The following is a 17,191-nucleotide window of genomic DNA, read 5'->3' as shown; positions in this document are numbered from 1 at the left end:
CGCGCAGGAGGCTGCCATGGACTGGAAGGACAACCTCGTCGTGGACGATGCCGGCGTTCAGGAAATCATCGCGAACAGCCGCCGTGTGGCGGTGTTGGGCATCCGCTCGGAGGCGCAGGCCCACAAGCCGGCGTACGCGGTGCCGCACTATCTGCAGTCGCACGGCTACGACATCGTCCCGGTGTCGGTGCACGGGGAGAAGGGGCCCATTCTGGGGCAGCCCGTGTACTCGGCGGTGGCGGACGTGCCCGGGGCGGTGGACGTGGTGGAGGTGTTCCGCAAGCCCGAGGACATCGACGGGCACGTGGACGATTTGCTCAAGAAGAAGCCGCGGGTGGTGTGGTTCCAGCTCGGCATCCGGAACGACGCGGCCGCGGAGAAGCTGGCCCGCGCAGGCATCCGCGTGGTGCAGGACCGGTGCATGAAAATCGAGCTGTCGAAGCTCCGCCACGAGCGGGAGGCGTCCGCGGGGGCGCGGACCTGATTCGGGGCGCGGGACTGGAGTCGAGACGCTCGAACCGAAACGGGTGGAGTCCGCGGGCCCGGGGCTCGGGCCTGAGCCCGCGTGTCAGTGCCTGCTACGCCCGAAGAGCGTGGCGAGCGGGAGTTTGAGCTTCGGTAGGGCTGGCGTCGTCAGCGTGTCCTCCACGCCAAGCAGATGGACTGTCCGGTAGCGCGCGTGGCCTCGGGCCGTGGGCTCTGAGTGGACCTCGACCGTGCGCGCGGCCACGTCGACCAGCCAGTACTCGGGGATGCCCGCCTTGGCGTAGATGGCCGACTTGAGCCTGTCCCGCGCGAGCGAGCTGTCCGCGACCTCCACCACCAGGAGCGCCTTGCGCGGCAGCCGGTCTCCGCGGTTCTCCGAGAGCGGGAGGACGGCAAGGTCCGGCTGAGGGCGACTGTCACCACAATCCAGCGGGCTCTGGGGACTCACCAGGGCCTTGTCCTGGGTTGCCGACACCAGTGCATGGTTCAGCCGCGCGATGAGGTTGGTATGGGCAGGGCCGGGCGGCGTCATCGGGACCAGGGCTCCTTCGAGAAGTTCGACGCGTTCGTCGTCCGCGAGGATGCCGGAGCGAACGAGGGCGTCGTACTCCTCGGGAGTCCATCGCCTGCCCGGGAAGGCCTGAAACGTGCTCGGGAGGTCGGACGGCATGAGGCTCAGGATAGGCCGATGCCACCGTGCGCGCGAGGGAGGAACCAGGCAGGCGCGGCGCCCGCGTGAACATCCGGCGTGCGCCGCGTGTCCAACGCATTATGAACGGAAGGACGGGTTCATGCCCTGGAGGACAGGACGCGGGGTGCACTTCCGTGCACGCCACGTCGTCATCCTCGCGGAGGGACTTCCACATTCCGTCACGGTTACTTAACCTTCACTTCCCCGGCCCGCGTTGGGTGCCCGCCCGGACCCATCAGGACCTCCCACGCAGTGCCTTGCCAGGAGTCCCCGCATGTCGTTCTCCGGAATGCTCCCCCTCCCACTCGCCACCGTGGACCTTGGCCCTCTGGGGGAGCAGGTGATTGTCGCCGGCGGAGTCATTGCCACCGTCGTCGCCGGACTCTGGGCCGCGTGGACCCGCCCCAACGCGCAGCCCGTCCCGGTGCCCGTGCGCGCGTCGTCCCGCCGCAACCCGCCGCGTCGCTGACGCGCGGTCCGCAGGCAGCTCCTCGCGCGGCGCCTTCAAAAAGAAGCCGCGCCCCAGCCTCACCGCTTCGGTGATGGCGCTCCACCCCGGCCCCGCCTCTCCCGGCGGTGCGGCCCGCGGACTCCCTCCATCTCGCCGCTCACCCTGGCGCGGCACGCATGAAGTCCTTCCGCGTGAGCTTCTCCGTGGAACGTGACGCGTGGGCTCGGGAATCCCGCAAGACATCGGGCTGAGCGGCGGGGTGAATCCCTGCCACCCGCCCGATGCATCCCCCCGGCGGGATGTGTTGGCCTCTCCGTCCCTCCCTGGGGCGCGAACGGGTCGAGAAGACCCCGGGAGCCTCCGTGCCAGGAGGCGAAACGTCAGGCTCCCGATGCTCCCTCTCCGGCAGGAGGAAGGAGTGTCACTCCGACGCGCGTACCCACTTCAGGATGGCGACCACGAGGGTCCCCGGCCCTTTGGACCCGATTGCCGGCCACACCCGTCCGGCATCGAACCATTCTCGGCACGAGCGCCCGTGAGTTGCGAGTTCCTCGTGAAATATTCTTCCAATCTCAACGTTTGAGCGCCAAGGACAACGCGAAGTCGCCCGCGGTGTCCGTCCACCACTCGGTGAGGGTGAGCCCGGCGGACGCCAGCTCCGCCTCCACCTGCTCCTGTCTGAACTTGCAGCTCACCTCGGTGCGCAGCACCTCGCCCTCGGCGAAGTCCACGCGCCGCCGCAGCGTGGACAGCCACACCGCCTGCGCGCGCCGAGACACCAGGCGCATTTCGATCCACGCGTTCTTCTCGTCGAAGGGCGCGAAGTGCTCGAACGCGTCCGGCTCGAAGTCCGCGCCCAGCTCGCGGTTGAGCACCCGGAGCACGTTGCGGTTGAACTCCGCGGTGACGCCCGCGCTGTCGTTGTACGCGGCGTACAGCCGCTCGCGGTCCTTGATGAGGTCCGTGCCCAACAGCAGCCCGTCTCCCGGCTGCAGGCCCGCGGACAGCTCGCGCAGGAAGAGCGCGCGCTGCACCGGCTTGAAGTTGCCGATGGTGCCCCCGAGGAACGCCACCAGTCGCCGCCCGCCGCCGGGCAACTGGCCCAGGTGTCGCTCGAAGTCGCCCACCACCGCGTGCACGGTGATGCCCGGGTACTCGCGCGCAAGTGCGTACGCCGCGCGTCGCAGGAAGCCCTCGCTCACGTCGAAGGGCACGAAGCGCGACAGCGCGCCCGCTTCCTCCATGGCGTCCAACAGCAGGCGCGTCTTCTCGCTGGTGCCGCTGCCCAGCTCAATCAGCGTGTCCGCGCCGCTCAGCCGTGCCACGTCCCCCGCGTGGGCGAGCAGGATTTCGCGCTCGCGCCGCGTGGGGTAGTACTCGGGCAGGCGGGTGATGTCGTCGAAGAGCTGGCTGCCGCGCTCGTCGTAGAGCCACTTGGGAGACAGCTCCTTCGGGCTCCCGCACAGCCCCTGGAGCGCCTCCGCCCGCAGCGCGCGCTTCGCGTCGCCCGGCCGCACGTACACGTCCACCTTCACACCCGCGGCGCCCTGCGTGCCGCCGCCCGGAGTCCCCGTCGTCTGTGCCGTCCTCACACGCATCGCCTCACCTCACGTCCCGTGCACAGCGGAAGCCGGCGAAAATCTGCCGGCGCTGCGGGAAGTCCCAGTTGCGGAAGCCATTGCGCACCGCCACCGGCGCGCTGGCCCACGCTCCTCCCCGCAGAACCTTGTATTCGTCCCCGAAGAACACCTCGGAGTACTCGCGATAGGGGAACGCGGCGAAGCCCGCGTACGGGCGGAAGTCGCTCGCCGTCCATTCCCAGACATCCCCCAGGAGGCCCCAGATGCCGTCGCGGCTGATGCCCGCCGGGTAGCTGCCCACCGCAGCCGGGCCCCACGTGTCGCCGCCCAGGTTGGCGTGCGCCTCCGTCGGCGCCGCGTCGCCCCACGGGTGCTCGCGCGGCGTGCCGTCGCTGCCGCGCGCGGCCTTCTCCCACTCGGCCTCGGTGGGCAGGCGCTTGCCCGCCCAGCGCGCGTACGCGTCCGCCTCGTACCAGCTCACGTGCTGCACCGGCTCGTCCTTCGGCAATGGCTCCACCGTGCCGAAGCGACGCCGCAGCCAGACATGCCCACCCTGCGGCAGCCAGAACCGGGGATGCTTCCAGCCCTCCGACTGGACGAACTCCCATCCCCTCGGGTGCCACCAGCGCGAGTCCTCGTAGCCGCCGGACTCGACGAAGACGAGGTAGTCGCCATTCGTCACCGGGTGCGCGTCCAGCAGGAAGTCCGGCACGTGCGTGGTGAAGGCGGGCCGCTCGTTGTCGTAGGCCCACGCGCCGTCGCTGCCCAGGCGCACCGGGCCGCCGGGGATGAGGACTTCGGACAGCGGCACCGCGCCGGGACGCGGGCGCGCACGAGGTGACGGCGGGCGGTACTCGAAGGACGTCATGAGCTGCAGCGTGGCGGCGAGCGTCTCCGCGTGTTGTTGCTCGTGTTGCGCCACCATGCCGAAGACGTAGCCGCCCGACAGCAGCGGCTCGGTGCTCGTCTCCGGCAGTGAGTCCAGATGTTCGCGCACGGCCGCGCGCACGCGGGCCGCGTAGGCGAAGGCGGACTCGGGCGTGAGCAGCGGCAGCTCCGAGCGCGTGGCGCGCGGATGTCTGAAGGCATCGTAGATGGCGTCGAACGCAGGGTCCGTGAGCGCCGGTGCGCCGAGCGCGCGCAGCAGCCACTGCTCCTCGTAGTTGGCCACGTGCGCCACGTCCCAGACGAGCGGCGACATCAGCGGCGAGTGCTGCCGCAGCAGCTCCGCCTCCGGCAGCCCGGCGAGCATGCCCAGCACGCGCGAGCGCGCCGTCTCCAGCTCCGCCCACGCGCGAGCCTTCCACGGCCGTGCCTCGCCGCCTCCCTGTCCTCGCACCCTGGTGCCCTCTGCGATTCGGGACATGACCGCTCCAAAGTAGGGAGGCGCCCCACGCCCAGGTAACCCCTGGCCCACCGCCGCCCGAGCCTCCCGTGTGGGACTGCACGTTCCTCCGACGCCAGGGCGGCCTCCTGGATGAACCAGCACGCCCCGCGTTTCCTCGATTCGACGCGGAGTCTCCGTTTTGAAGCTCAGCGGAAATGTCTGTTGAGGGAGGCGCCCGCGAGAGGTGTTTCTGTCCACTAATGCTGGCTCGAGAGGCACTCCCGTCGCGTCGCGGCTTGCGGGGCTTCTATGCTTCCACTCATGGGCACCGCAGCGCCGCGCAGGTCCGTGCTCGTCGTGGAGGATGACGAGGACATCCGAGCCGCCATCGCCGAAATCCTGGAGGGGGAGGGCTACGACGTAGCCATCGCCGCGAACGGCAGCGAGGCGCTCGAGGAGCTCCGGCACATGCGCCGGCCGTGCCTCATCCTGTTGGACTTGATGATGCCGGTGATGAACGGCCACGAGTTCCTCGCGCGCATCCGCGAGACGCCGGTCATGCAGGACGTGCCGGTGCTGGTGCTGACCGCCGTCTCCACGGAGGCACCGCCAGGCGCGCGAGGCCTGCTGCGCAAGCCATTCATCGTCGAGGAGTTGCTGGACGCGGTGCAGAGGCTCTGCCACGTGGGGCTTTGAGGCGCACCCCGCTCACGGCCTGCGCGCAATGCGCACGAGCGACAGCAGCGTGAGGGTGCGCGAGCGCTCTTCCCAGGTGTACTCGAGCTCCAGCCCGTGCTGCGCGAGGGTGTGCCGGGCGATGCCGTGAGCGGCCTCGGGAGCACGCCCGCTCGCTTCGCCCAGGCTGGCCAGCACCTCCTGAAGCGCGAGGAACGTCTCCGCGGACATGCGCCCCACCTCGCGCCAGGCCCGGGGCGCATAGTGCACGCGGTGCGGACCCTGGCTGTGGTGGCGGAGCTGCGGCATACCCGGCGTCTTCGTTCCTTTCCGGGGCTCCTCCCTTGCCAACGGCGTGCCTGCCGACCCGCGCTGGGAGTCCGAGGGGATTCCCAGGTGTGCGGCGACTCAGGGTGGAGGAGTTACAGGCTCCAGGCCCGGGGTGCGGAAGAAATGACAGAGTGGGGCCGCCGACGCGCGGCGCGCCGGCCACGGCGCACGGGTGTGGCGCGCCAGGCACGGTGCACGCGCGCGGCGAGGTCATCACGATGCGCACGTGCGGGAAGTGGGCACGTGCGCGGCTCAGGGGGCTCCGCACACGAGCCACTCGGAGAGCTGGCGGCGCTCGGCATCCGTGGGGCGCGGGTCGCTCGGCGGCATGTCGCGATTCACGCTGCTGTCCGCGTTGGCGCCGGCCTCCTCGTTCATTTCGTCCGCGTGCTCGCGCACGGACTCGATGCGGTCCCAGTCGAAGCCCACGGGCGCGCCGTTGCGCGCGGAGCCGGTGAGCGTGGAGCTGTGGCAGCGCGTGCAGTACGTGTCCAGGAAGGCGCGGCCGAAGTTCTGCTCCGTGAGCTGCGTGCCGCCAGTCGGGCACTCCACCTCGTCGCCGCCCTCGTCGTCGTCATCATCGTCACTGCATCCAGGCACGAGGGCGAGGCAGGCAAGCACCGCCAGACAGCCAGTCAGACGCGACATATCGAAGCTCCTCGGACGGGCCCGTGGAGTCCGGAAGCGGGGGAGGGCTCGCCCGCCTCCCGGATAGCGGAGCGCGGGGGCCAGCCGTCACTGTTCGACGGTGTCGTCCCGCGTCCACCAGCGGACTGCCCGCGCGCCCGCTGGGGAGGCGGAGCCCCGAGCCTCCGCCGCGCTCTGGCTGCCCGCCCGCGCGCCGCATGCCCACGTTGACGCCAGAGAGGGCCGTGCACGCGGCGGCCCTGGCAAGGAGGCGAGGCGCGATGGCTCGGCGGAGGTACACCCCCTGGTCTGCGACGAATGGCCTGCTGTTCGGCGTGGCCGCGGGCGTGGTGCTGGCGCTGGCGGAAGTGGTGCTGGCGGTGGCGGCGGGAGACAGCCCCCTGCGGCCCGTGCGCATGTCCGCGGGCGTGGTGCTGGGGCCGCGCGTCTTCACGCCGCTGGTGTCCACCGGCACGGCGTTGCTCGTGGGCTTCGGCGTCCACGTGGCGCTGTCCGCGCTCTCTGGACTGCTCTACTCGCTCCTGGACGCCATGCTGCCGCCGGACGGGCGCGGCCGCTGGGAGTTCCAGGCCGCGGTGGGAATGCTCTTCGGCATCTTCATCTGGTTGGTGAGCTTCCAGTTCTTCGCCCGCGGCTACTACCCGTGGTTCCTCGACGTGCCGCAATTCCCGCAGATTGTGCTGTACGCCGTCTTCCTCGGGCTGCCATTGGCCATGCTCTTCACCGCGGCCGAGCGCCGCCGCGCGCTGCTGGACGCGACGGAAGCCGCCGAGGCCGAGGCCCGTAGCGCGGACCTGTGAGTCGTCACGAAGCGCGCGGCCGTCAGCAGTGCGCGGATGCTGGAATCGCGTGACTCCACGCAACGCACGTCGTGCCCGCAAGAGGCCGAGATGTGGGGCGGAGCCTTGTTTTAAAAAACGCTGAAGGTATGGTGAAAGTACCCGACCTTGAGGGTTATCTATAGGCCCCCCGAGAGGGCTGGAGCGGGGCCCCTCCTTTCGTGGACTGACACGCGCATGGACACAGAATTGGCGAGCATGCTGGGAGCCGCGTCGAGGGCCGCCCGCGTGCGCATGGGACTGACGCAGGCCGACGTCGCGGAGCGGATTGGCATGGCGTCGGAGGTGTACGGGCGGCTGGAGCGCGGGCACATGCTGCCCAGCGTGCAGAACCTGCGAAGGCTGTGCGTGGTGCTCCACGTGCCGCCGCATGAGCTGCTCGGCCTGGGTGAAGACTTGTCTGCTCCGCCGCCCGGCAAGGACAAGGCGGCCCCGGCCAACGCCAAGCCTCGCGAGGACGACACGCCGGAGATGCGCCGGCTGATGCGCAACCTGCGCAAGCTGTCCCCCGTGCAGCTCAAGCTGATGAACCTGGTGGCTTCGGCCATGCACCAGAAGAAGAAGTAGGGCGTCGCCAGCCCCACGCGTGGGACGGGCATCGGAGCGGGTGGCGCGGGGGCCGGCGCGTCACCACCGGTCCACCACCACGTAGTCATCGGTCCGCACCCAGATGGGGTCCTTCGAGGTGGACCCCGGTGCGTGACGCACCGTCCGGCGCCGCTCGTCACCCACCCGGGCGCAGACGGTGATTCGGCTGGCGAACTCCTTCCCGAACCGCGGGACGTCTGCCTCGAACCACTGAATCTCCGCGTTCTCCCCATCCACCCAGGCCCAGCCGTACAGGATGGTGCCGGAGGGAAACGCGCCGGGGTTCCGGACGATGCTGCTGATGGCGCCGGTCCTCAGCCCGCCGACGAGCACGTCACCGTCGACGTAGTCCTGGTGGTAGTCGAGCTGGGCGGTGCCGACGAGCGGAAGGCTGTACGCGCCGCGGAACTTCCGTAACAGCTTGTCCATGTTCCTCATGGCATTGGGAGAGCAGGGCTCGTTCCTGCGGGGATGCTCTCCCACCGGCGTCGCATAGGTCGTGCTCGCGCAGTGGAGGCTGGCGGCCGCGGCGACTCCCGCGATGCAGACCGGCCATGCGCGCTTCGAGTTGGGCGTTCCATGCGTCGTCGGCTTCGTCGACATCTCCAGGCCCACTTCCATACCTGCATCCGTGCTCCTCCACCCGAGCAGGGCCAGCAGTCCAAGGAGCACCGCCGCCCCCAGCAACTTCCAGGAGGCCCGACGTGGAGCCCCGGGGACGTCGTGGGCCGTGTCCGGGCTGGAGTCCCGGGTGGAGGCTGTCTCCGGGACCTGCGCGGACGCAGGGCCTGGGACCCCTGTCGCTTCGGGAGCGCGACGCAACCCAGGGGCGTGGGGGGACGGCGGTCCGGGAGTCCGGCTCGGCGCGATGCCCGCGGCGCTGCCCTTCGACAGGCTCCTGACGGAGAGGCCGTCTCCGGGGAACAAGGGCTCATCCCACTCTGGCCCGGCGGTGTGCAGCGCCTCCTCGAAAGCCGCGTGCAGTGCCTCGCCATGAGGGAACCGCTCCCGGGCACGCTTCTGGACCAGCCGCAGGGTGATGGCCTCCAGTGCCTTCGGGACCCGGGGATTCACCTGGGAAGGCAGGGGCGGCAGGCGCTCCTCGATGTGCTCGATGAGGAATTCCCGGGGCAGGCTCGGTGAGAACGCGGGTGCGCCCGTCAGTACCTCGTGAAGCGTGACGCCCAGGGCGTAGAGGTCATCCGTGGCGCGGAAGGGGTAGCGCGCGTCGGGACGGTCATGGTGCTCGCGGTGGAAGCGGAGCGCCTCCGGGCTGCGGTACTGCGTCGTTCCAGGAGGCAGCGTGCCCTCGGTGAGCGGAAGCGCCTCGGCATGGTCCGCGCTGCCGAAGTCCACCAGGACGGGCTCCTCATCGGCGGTGCGCACGAGGATGTTGGATGGCTTGAGGTCCCGGTGGAAGACGTCGCGTGCGTGCAGCTCATCCAGGGTCCGGGCCAGCCGGGCGAAGAGTCGTGCCACCCGACGTGCCGACGGGCGCGCTTGCTTCACCCAGTCGTTCAGCGTGACGCCCTCCACGTAGTCCATGACCACGTAGTGGTAGCCGGTCCGTGCATCTGGCCACCGGCCATGTGCCCAGACCCGTGCAACGTTGGGGTGGACGGCCTGGAGCAGACAGGCCAGTTCCTTCGCCGCGCGAGCGTCGGTGCGATTGAGGTCGTCGCTGCCGGGTCCTCGCAGGGCGAACTTGAGGGCGTGCTGCTGCCCCTCGTGCTCGACCTGGAACACGATGCCAAAGGAGCCCGAGCCCAGCGGCGCGAGGATGCGCCATGGGCCCACCGCCATGCCCGGGCGGAGCGCGAGTGGATGTTCCGCCCTCAATGCGCCACCCCGGGACGCGACTGCGGCAAGCGCACTTCCTGCAACTTCAGGGTGCGTGAGCCGCCCTGCTCGTGGACTTCGATGCGGAGCAGCTCCGCGGGCGCGGCAGGACGAGGCCGGATTTCCAGCACGAGCCTTCCCCTGGCTCCGGGATGGAGCGTCTGTACATCCAGGTCCATCGCGCGCACCGAGAGCGGCTCGTCTGTCTCCTCGCGGCGCACCACGACCCTGCCGGGGCGCCAGGGAGGCTGGCCTTCGGCGAGGAGGATGGGAACCTCGAAGGCCAGGAGGCCGGGCGCGATGAAGACGCGCATGCCGACGACGTTGAGTGGCGGCGGGCCATCATCCGAGACGACACGGGGACTCAGTCGCTCCACGGCGATGCCGTTTCCGAGGTCATGGGAGAAGAGCAGGTTGGAGAACCTCCCCGAGTCCTCGCAGCGGGCTTGCACCGCGCTGAGTTGTTCCACGAGGGCCTCGGGCGCGAGCGCGGTGCGGAAGACGCGGACCTGGAGGTCCACCTCACCGGGCTCGGTGGAGAGGGCGAAGGTGGCGCGGTGGGGGAAGTGGCCGTCCGCGAAGCGCACGGTGAGGGGGATGCGCTCGTGCGGCGTGAGCTCCAGGCGGGGCAGGAGGATGAGGGCACGTTCGGTGATGTCGATGCGCTCGAAGCGCTCGCGCGACGCGCCCAGCTCCAGGCTGGCGGGGAGCACGGGCGAGTCGAACAGCAGCACGGTGGCGGTGCCCGCGGCGACGTGGACTCCGTGGACCGCCGCCGGGTTCTCCGTGGAGAGGGTGATGTGCCGCTGCCGCATCTGCCGTTCCTCGCCGGGCTCTCCCGCGACCACCGTCATACCTGCCAGGGTGGTAAGAACCAGCATGACCCGAGGAAATGGTTGGAGCAAGTCCTGACAACCTCCTGGGTCGCTACCCTAACAGGGTGGGGTGACGCGTGGGGACCCATGAGGTTGGGGCCGGAGAAAGGCTCCAGAGGGTGGACCAAGGTCTGGAACCGAGGAGAATTGGGCGGGGATTTCCTGTGATGGAGCAGGGCCAGGCTGCGCTCGGGCCTGTGCCGGGGCTTCCGGAGCGCAGCTGTTCCGGAGGTGGAGATAACGGGCGAAGTGCTCGCGGCGTAACCGATGCCGTGTTCGCGGCGTATCGGGCACAGCCGTCATCGCGGGCCTCGCGCCCGTCCTCCGTCACGAGGCTCCTTCCATGCGACTGTTCGCCATCTCCGCCGCCGTACTGCTCGCCGCCTGTGGTCCGTCATCCTCCGTCGACGAGGGCATCGGGTTGGTGGGGGACCTCGACACGTCGGAGGCGGGCATCCTCGCCTTCGTGCGCGGCGGCCGTTACAAGACGTGGCTCGCCGAGCCCGCGCCTCGGGACTCGGTGCGCTCACATGGCTCCAAGGTCCGCGTGTTCTTCAACGACGTGCTGGCGGAGTCCCTGCGCGCGGGCAACACCACGCACCCGCGCGGCAGCATCACCGTGAAGGAGCTCTACGAGTCGGATGGCAGGACGCCGCGAGGCCATGCGCTCGACGTGAAGGTGGCCGACGGCGCCGGCAAGGACACCTGGATTTTCTTCGAGGGGGTTGGGCCGGACTACGACGACAACTACTACGGCCGGGCCCACTCGACGTGCCACGGTTGTCATGCGAGCAACGGCCGGGACTACGTAGCCACGTCGCTGCCGGAGTGAGCGGTCCGCCACACGGTACACTGCGCGGCCATGGTCGATGAGCTCGTGCGCAGGCTGGGGCTGAAGCCGCATCCCGAGGGTGGCTTCTACAAGGAGACGTACCGCGCGGCGCTGGCGGTGGAGGTGCCGCGGGGCATTCGCTCGGCGGGCACGGCCATCTACTACCTGCTTCCACGAGGCTCGTTCGCGGCGTGGCACCGCGTGACTTCGGACGAGGTGTGGCACTTCTACGACGGGCACCCGCTGGAGCTGCTCCTCGTGGACGCGAGTGGCACGTTGGAGAAGGTGGTGCTCGGAAGGGACGTGACGAAGGGCGAGCAGCCACAGGTGGTGGTGTACGCAGGCGTGCTGCAGGCGGCGGTGCCTCGCGGCGAGTACACGCTGGTGGGCTGCACCGTGTCGCCGGGCTTCGACTTCTCCGACTGGGAGATGCCGTCCGCGGAGTCGCTCGTGACGCAGTACCCGGAGCACGCGGAGGTGATGCGGCAGCTCGCGAAGGGGACGTGAGCACGCTTCGTTTCTCCGCGGCATTCGGAACGGAGCCACTGCCTTCCCATCACCGGTTCTTCGTCGAGAACGGGAACGACTGGATGACGAAGTTCCCCGCCTCATCCGTCAACCACACCTCCACGGTGTGCGCTCCGTCCACCAGCTCGCGCGTATCCAGGTCCGCGGTCCACGTGCCATCCGGTTGCAGCGTCGCTCCACGGATGCCCGAGCCATCCCGCGTATACGCCACGCTCCGCACACCACTCACTGCATCCGTGACTCGCGCCGTCAGCGTCACCAGGCCGCTGTACGTCCCGCTCGGCAGCGGCACCACCATCTCCGCCTCCGGGGGCGCATTGTCATAGCGCACGGTGCGCGTCAGCGACGTCGTCAGTCCCGTCTCGCCCGTGACATCAATCGTGAACGTGTTGTTCCCCGGCACCAGGTGCAGCGTGGCATTCACGCCGCCACCGCCGCGCGGCAACGTGTACGTCCCGCCCGTGGACAGCGTCACCCGCGTCGCCGACGCCGAGTACACGCCGATGCTGTACGTCATCGTGTCCCCCGGCTGCGCTCCCATGAGCCACCCGTCCGGCAGGCCCGTGCCCACCCACGGTGGCTGGGCATCCACCCACACGCTGACCACCTTCTCCGTGACGTGGCCCACCGCGTCCGTTGCTCGCACCTGGATGTTGTTGGGCCCCGGAGCCAGCGACACCGTGTGCGTCACCGAGCCGCCGCCCGCGGGCACGTTGGTGACGTGGGCCAGGTTCGTCTCCACGCGCACCGGCGACCAGTCCCGCACCACCACGCGCACGTCCACGCTGTACACCGCAAGCCCCATGCCTTCCGAGGGAGAGACGATGGTCAGCTCCGGCGCGGTGCTGTCCACCATCACCGTCGCCTCGTCGATGTAGATGCCTCCGAACGAGTCGATGCCCACCAACTGGACGACGTTGGCCCCGTCCGTCAGCGGCAGGTCCGCCTGCACCTGGCCGCCGTTGGCGTCCGGCACCACCGGGTAGCGCTGCCCATGGAGGATGAACTCCGCGGACTCGATGCGCGTCCCCGGCGCCACCGTCGTCACGTAGCCGCAGACGTGCAGCGAGGTCTGCACCGTGAAGCCCGGCAACCCGCACAGCGTCACCGACGGATTCGGGTACGGCGACGGGAGCACCTCCACCTGCCGCGAGTCCGTGCTGCCCAGCCGGTTGGACTGCTCGGGCAGCAGCGTCACGCCCGAGTACACCGCGCGCACGTCCTGTGCGCCCAGCTCGCTCCACGTCGCGGTCGTCGGGTGCCACACCACCGAGTACAGCCCGTCCCCATCCGCGTCGTTGTCCGCGCCCACCGTGACGCCCGCCACCATGAAGGTGACGACGCCCATGCCGGGGCCTCGCGCCTGCCAGCCCTGGCCGTCCGCCACGCGCGCGGACAGCCTGTTGTCCAGCGCCACCGTGAGGGACGCGCCGTCCACGGGCGTCAGCAGCGTCGTCGTCGTCGCCACGCCCTCCGTGGGCGGCGGAGGCGTGGTGTACGTCGTCACGCGCGCCGAGCCCTTCACCGCGTCCGCGCCATTCGACGCCGCCACCACCATGACGTCCGAGGACAGCGACGCCTCCAGCTCCGCGGGCGCGGTGACGGTGAGGGTGACGGTGGCCGACGCATCCGGCCCCAGCTCCACCGTCGTCCTGTCCAGCGACGCCGACCACCCGGACAGCCCGCCCTGCGCGTTCAGCGTGTACGCGTCCGTCTTGTACCCGTTGTTGCGCACCGTGAACACGTACGAGGCCGTCTGTACGCTGGGCAGGTCATGCTCGAGCGGCCTGCGCGTGGGCCCGCTCACGGAGACGCCGACGCTGTAGTCGCCGAAGCACGCCAGTCCCATGGCCGCGAAGGTGGTGGGGATGTCCGGGTAGCGCGTGCCCGCGCCCCAGCTCCCGTTGGTGGCCTGGCGCGACTTGAGCCAGTCCAGCGCCCCGGCCATGCGCCCGTCCGCGCCGGGCTTCCGGCCCGCGATGCACAGCGCGTAGAGGGTGAGGCTGGTGGCGTACTCATCCGGGGCCTCGCCCGCGAGCCCGCCCCAACCCGGCGCGTCCCCGAGCGCGCGCGTGGCGAGCAGCTTCGAGGCCAGCGTGTTGATGGCGGCCGTGTTCTGTCCATTCGCGCCCGGCCCCGCGGCCTTCAGCCCGACGATGGCCCACGCCATCTGGTGCGTGTAGCGCTGGCCGTCGGTGGAGGGCCCGTCCGTCAAATCACTCATGTGCGCGATGACGTAGGCGGCGGCCTGGTCCAGCGCGGCCTGGTACTGCGAGGCCCGGGCCGGGTCCACGCGCTGCTTCGCCTGCGCAATGGCTGTCATGAGCCGCGCGGTGGTGCCCACGTTGCCGTAGCCCACCGGGTAGAAGGGAAAGTCCTCCTTCCAGCGGCCGTTGACCTGCGTGCTCAGCGCCCAGTCCGCGGCGCGCACCAGCGCGTCCGAGTACTGCGTGCCCACGTTCGCGTCGTAGCCCGCGAGCCCGAAGGCGGAGTAGCTCGTCTTCGCGGAGGGGTACCAGTTGCCCTGGTGAATCCAGGAGCCGTCGAGCCGCTGCTCGGACTGCATGCGCGCGGCGATGGCCTCCAGGTTCTGCCGGTTGGTGCGGCCGTTGTACGTCAGCGCGTCCAGGTCGTAGCCGTTGGCGCGCGCCGTCGAGAGGCCGAACATCGTCGCGCCATGGCGGTGGCACGACGTGCAGTTGTACTGCGTGGCCCAGTTGGCGGCGTCCGCGCTGAGGAAGTTGATGGCGCGCTGCGCGGCTTCGGCGTTGGTGGCGGCGCGCGCTGTCTGCGTGAGGAACAGCGCCAGCAGCGCGGCGATGAGACAACCACTCCGCGTGAGCTGGGCGCGATGTGATGACAATGAATCGACGCGAGAGGGCATGGGGGCACGGAGGTGTTTGCGTCCCGTGCGCGCCCCCCGCGCTCATGAGACGGACAGCCTGGAATGAGAGGATACCGCCGCGACTGCAAATACAAGCAAGTGACCGTGAGGTAATATGCATGCCTGCCGGACTGCGCACCTGCCACCCAGGCAAGCCTCACGGAGTCATGTCCACCCCGAGGCATTCCGGACGCAACGCCGGGCGTTGGCGACCCGGTTCCCGGTCGCACGTGGCCGTCACTGTCCACTGTCTGTCTCGAGAGCGCTTGCGTCACGGCGCCAAGGACCCGTGATGTCTGTGTTTACCCGGTTGCGGGCACAGACAATCTCGGACGTGCGGCGCTCTCGCGGATGCAAAGCCTATCCGTCTTCACGTGCCTTTGACGCGTCGGTGTATTCAGACCCACCCCCGCACTCGCGCTGCTCGTATGGAATTGGCGTCACTCCGCGTGGGCATGGAAGGGAATGACGCGCGATGGCGTCGGACCGGGCCGCACATGCAGGGCTCAGCGGCGGTCGTCAGGCGCGGGCGGAGCCTCGGAGGACTCCCCGGGCGCGGCTTCCGGGCCCGGGCCTCCAGGAGGCTGCGGCAATGGCCAGCCGCCGAACAGGGGCCACGCGCGATACATGGCGCGCCGCTGCTCGTCGGTGAGGGGCGCGGGGGGCGCGGGCTCCTCGGGCGCGGGAGGCCGCGTGGGCGGGGCCGGGTTTCTCAGCAGCACCACCGTCAGCACCGTGCACAGCACGGACATGACCACGATGCTCCACACGCGCGCCGGGCCCTGGGGCATCTGCCTGTGTTCCACGTCGCGCCTCCTTCAGAACGTCCCCTGCCTCAGCACGTCCCGCTTGGAGATGGTGCCGAGCAGCCGGAAGCCGCCATCCACCACGGGGAGCCGCTCCAGCGCCGTCTCGGAGAAGCGCCGCGCCACCTCGGCCAGGGACAGGTCCGGGGTGATGGGGCTCACGCTCGAGTCGAGGATGTCCTCGGCGATGGTTGCCTGGAGCAACGAATGGTCCGGCAGGTGACCCTTGAGCGCGTCCAGCACCAGCGCGCCGCGGTACCGGCCCTGCTCGTCGGTGACGTAGAGGTCCTCGCCCGCGGGCAGCTCCAGCAGCATCGCCACCACCTCCTGGAAGGGCGCCGCGGGCGACACGCGCTGGCGCACGGGCATGAGCAGCGAGCGGGCGCCTTCCTGGCGCAGCCACTGCGGCACGGTGGCCGGCATGCGCACGTTGCGGCGGTTGAGCACGGACGTGTAGAGCGACTCGGGTTCCAGCCTGCGGCTCACCGCCGCGGCCACCACGGTGCTGAGCATCAGCGGCAGCACGAGCGGGTAGTCGCCGGTGAGCTCGAAGATGATGAGCACGGCGGACACCGACGCGTGCGTGGTGCCCGCGAGCACCGCGCCCATGCCCAGCAGCGCGTATGCCCCGCTGGGCGTGCTGCCCGGTATCAGGTATCCGGACAGCACGCCGAAGGCACCGCCCAATAGCGCCCCGAAGAACAGCGACGGCGTGAAGAGTCCGCCCGGCACGCCCGCGCCCGCGCACAGCGAGGTGAGCGCCAGCTTCGCCAGCGGCAGGAGCAGCAGCATCACCAGCGGCACGTGGCCCAGCAGCGCCGCGTTCACCGCGTCGTAGCCGTTGCCCATGAGCTGCGGCAGCCACACCGCGGCGACTCCCACCACCGTCATGGCCACCAGGGGAAGGAAGGCGGACAGCCACCCGGCGGCGCGGTCCAGCAGGTCCGACAGCAGGTTGATGCCGCGCACGTAGAGGGCGGAGGCCACGCCCATCACCAGCCCGAGCACGATGGCCAGCGCGAGCTCACGCGGGTGCGTGAGCGCGTAGTGGGGAATGACGTAGCTGGGGTGGTCCGCGATGAGCACGCGCGACACCAGCGTCGCCACCACGCACGAGACGACGATGGGGCCGAACATCTCCAGCGCGAAGCTGCCCAGCAGCACCTCCAGCCCGAAGAGGGCCGCGCCGATGGGCACGTTGTACGCCGAGGCCATGCCGGCCGACGCGCCACACGCCACCAGCAGGCGGGCCTGTCCGGGCCCCAGCCTCAAGGTCCGCGCCAGCGCCGAGCCGCTCGCGGCGCCGGTGGACAGCAGCGCACCCTCGCGGCCCAGGGGAGCGCCCAGCGCCACGGCGAGGATGGAGACCAGTCCGCGCAGCAGCGCGCGAGGGAGGGACAGCCAGCCTTCCCTCACCCAGATGGACTCGATGATGCCGGCGGTGCCGTGGCCGCGCAGCGGGCGGCCGACGATGAGCGACACCAGGGTGACGAGCGCGCCGCCGAGGATGGGGATGAGCACGCGGCGCCACGTGGGCGCGGCCGCCACGCCCGCGAGGAACTCCTCTCCGCCGTTGCGCCAGAAGAGCTGCTGCGTGAAGCGGAGCACCTTGAGCAGCGCCACCGCGCCCAGCCCCGCGATGAGGCCCACGGCCACCACGAGGAGCCAGAAGCGCTTCTCCACCTGGGTGACGCCCTGAAGGAAGCCTCGCAGCGAGTGGTAGAAGCGGCGGTTGACGTCCACGCCGGGGGGCTCGTGGACGTCGGCGGATGCGTTGGCGCGACTCACGCCAATCCAAGTTAGAGGGTGCCA

General features: G+C 70.2%; 17 protein-coding genes. 7 read left to right on the top strand and 10 right to left on the bottom strand.

The window, feature by feature from the left end; translation table 11 throughout:
- Positions 1 to 16: 16 nt before the first annotated feature.
- On the top strand, positions 17 to 484 hold the full coding sequence (locus ACVTJA_RS52765) for a CoA-binding protein (RefSeq protein WP_465832576.1): 468 nt from the start codon (positions 17 to 19) through the stop codon (positions 482 to 484).
- An 84-nt stretch (positions 485 to 568) separates the two neighbouring features.
- Here the strand turns inward: ACVTJA_RS52765 and ACVTJA_RS52760 are convergent, their stop codons facing one another.
- Complete coding sequence (locus ACVTJA_RS52760; protein ID WP_465832574.1) at positions 569 to 1,156, bottom strand: Uma2 family endonuclease; 588 nt, start codon at positions 1,154 to 1,156, stop codon at positions 569 to 571.
- Positions 1,157 to 1,451: 295 nt separating this feature from the next.
- Between ACVTJA_RS52760 and ACVTJA_RS52755 the strand changes: the two genes are divergently transcribed.
- A complete protein-coding gene (locus tag ACVTJA_RS52755) occupies positions 1,452 to 1,646 on the top strand; it encodes a hypothetical protein (protein ID WP_465832572.1) in 195 nt (64 codons plus the stop codon).
- 554 nt (positions 1,647 to 2,200) lie between these two features.
- On the opposite strand, the gene egtD is transcribed toward ACVTJA_RS52755, so the two are convergent.
- Positions 2,201 to 3,226 (bottom strand): L-histidine N(alpha)-methyltransferase, encoded by a 1,026-nt coding sequence (egtD, locus tag ACVTJA_RS52750; RefSeq protein ID WP_465832571.1) that lies wholly within the window; start codon positions 3,224 to 3,226, stop codon positions 2,201 to 2,203.
- A gap of 4 nt (positions 3,227 to 3,230) precedes the next feature.
- A complete protein-coding gene (egtB, locus tag ACVTJA_RS52745) occupies positions 3,231 to 4,574 on the bottom strand; it encodes an ergothioneine biosynthesis protein EgtB (RefSeq protein ID WP_465832569.1) in 1,344 nt (447 codons plus the stop codon).
- 282 nt (positions 4,575 to 4,856) lie between these two features.
- Here egtB and ACVTJA_RS52740 point away from each other — a divergent pair, with 282 nt between their 5' ends.
- On the top strand, positions 4,857 to 5,231 hold the full coding sequence (locus ACVTJA_RS52740; protein ID WP_465832567.1) for a response regulator: 375 nt from the start codon (positions 4,857 to 4,859) through the stop codon (positions 5,229 to 5,231).
- 12 nt (positions 5,232 to 5,243) lie between these two features.
- On the opposite strand, the gene ACVTJA_RS52735 is transcribed toward ACVTJA_RS52740, so the two are convergent.
- Entirely contained in the window at positions 5,244 to 5,519 is a 276-nt protein-coding gene (locus ACVTJA_RS52735) for a hypothetical protein (RefSeq protein WP_465832565.1), read from the bottom strand.
- Positions 5,520 to 5,792: 273 nt separating this feature from the next.
- The gene (locus tag ACVTJA_RS52730) at positions 5,793 to 6,188 is read right to left on the bottom strand and encodes a hypothetical protein (RefSeq protein WP_465832564.1); all 396 of its coding nucleotides are present in this window, start codon (positions 6,186 to 6,188) and stop codon (positions 5,793 to 5,795) included.
- 260 nt (positions 6,189 to 6,448) lie between these two features.
- On the opposite strand from ACVTJA_RS52730, the gene ACVTJA_RS52725 reads away from it, so the two are divergent.
- Complete coding sequence (locus tag ACVTJA_RS52725; protein WP_465832563.1) at positions 6,449 to 6,988, top strand: hypothetical protein; 540 nt, start codon at positions 6,449 to 6,451, stop codon at positions 6,986 to 6,988.
- A gap of 216 nt (positions 6,989 to 7,204) precedes the next feature.
- A complete protein-coding gene (locus ACVTJA_RS52720) occupies positions 7,205 to 7,594 on the top strand; it encodes a helix-turn-helix domain-containing protein (protein ID WP_465832561.1) in 390 nt (129 codons plus the stop codon).
- Between the two features lie 60 nt (positions 7,595 to 7,654).
- On the opposite strand, the gene ACVTJA_RS52715 is transcribed toward ACVTJA_RS52720, so the two are convergent.
- Both ACVTJA_RS52715 and ACVTJA_RS52710 read right to left on the bottom strand, forming a co-directional pair.
- Complete coding sequence (locus ACVTJA_RS52715) at positions 7,655 to 9,418, bottom strand: serine/threonine protein kinase (protein ID WP_465832559.1); 1,764 nt, start codon at positions 9,416 to 9,418, stop codon at positions 7,655 to 7,657.
- A 32-nt stretch (positions 9,419 to 9,450) separates the two neighbouring features.
- Entirely contained in the window at positions 9,451 to 10,335 is an 885-nt protein-coding gene (locus ACVTJA_RS52710; RefSeq protein ID WP_465832558.1) for a DUF2381 family protein, read from the bottom strand.
- 337 nt (positions 10,336 to 10,672) lie between these two features.
- Between ACVTJA_RS52710 and ACVTJA_RS52705 the strand changes: the two genes are divergently transcribed.
- A complete protein-coding gene (locus tag ACVTJA_RS52705; RefSeq protein WP_465832557.1) occupies positions 10,673 to 11,161 on the top strand; it encodes a hypothetical protein in 489 nt (162 codons plus the stop codon).
- Between the two features lie 30 nt (positions 11,162 to 11,191).
- Complete coding sequence (locus ACVTJA_RS52700; RefSeq protein ID WP_465832555.1) at positions 11,192 to 11,668, top strand: cupin domain-containing protein; 477 nt, start codon at positions 11,192 to 11,194, stop codon at positions 11,666 to 11,668.
- Positions 11,669 to 11,717: 49 nt separating this feature from the next.
- Here the strand turns inward: ACVTJA_RS52700 and ACVTJA_RS52695 are convergent, their stop codons facing one another.
- The 3 genes from ACVTJA_RS52695 to ACVTJA_RS52685 all read right to left on the bottom strand — a co-directional run bounded on the left by ACVTJA_RS52695 (position 11,718) and on the right by ACVTJA_RS52685 (position 17,167).
- Positions 11,718 to 14,573 carry an Ig-like domain-containing protein gene (locus ACVTJA_RS52695; protein WP_465832553.1) on the bottom strand — a complete coding sequence of 952 codons (2,856 nt, stop codon included), beginning with the start codon at positions 14,571 to 14,573 and terminating at the stop codon, positions 11,718 to 11,720.
- A 506-nt stretch (positions 14,574 to 15,079) separates the two neighbouring features.
- Positions 15,080 to 15,379, bottom strand: coding sequence for a hypothetical protein (locus tag ACVTJA_RS52690; RefSeq protein ID WP_465832551.1), 300 nt, complete (start codon positions 15,377 to 15,379; stop codon positions 15,080 to 15,082).
- A gap of 12 nt (positions 15,380 to 15,391) precedes the next feature.
- Positions 15,392 to 17,167 (bottom strand): chloride channel protein, encoded by a 1,776-nt coding sequence (locus ACVTJA_RS52685; protein ID WP_465832550.1) that lies wholly within the window; start codon positions 17,165 to 17,167, stop codon positions 15,392 to 15,394.
- Between the last annotated feature and the right edge of the window lie 24 nt (positions 17,168 to 17,191).

This window comes from Pyxidicoccus sp. M6 (genome assembly GCF_055568925.1).
Note: the sequence above shows the minus strand (reverse complement) of the source record. Positions and strands in the feature narration are given on the sequence as shown.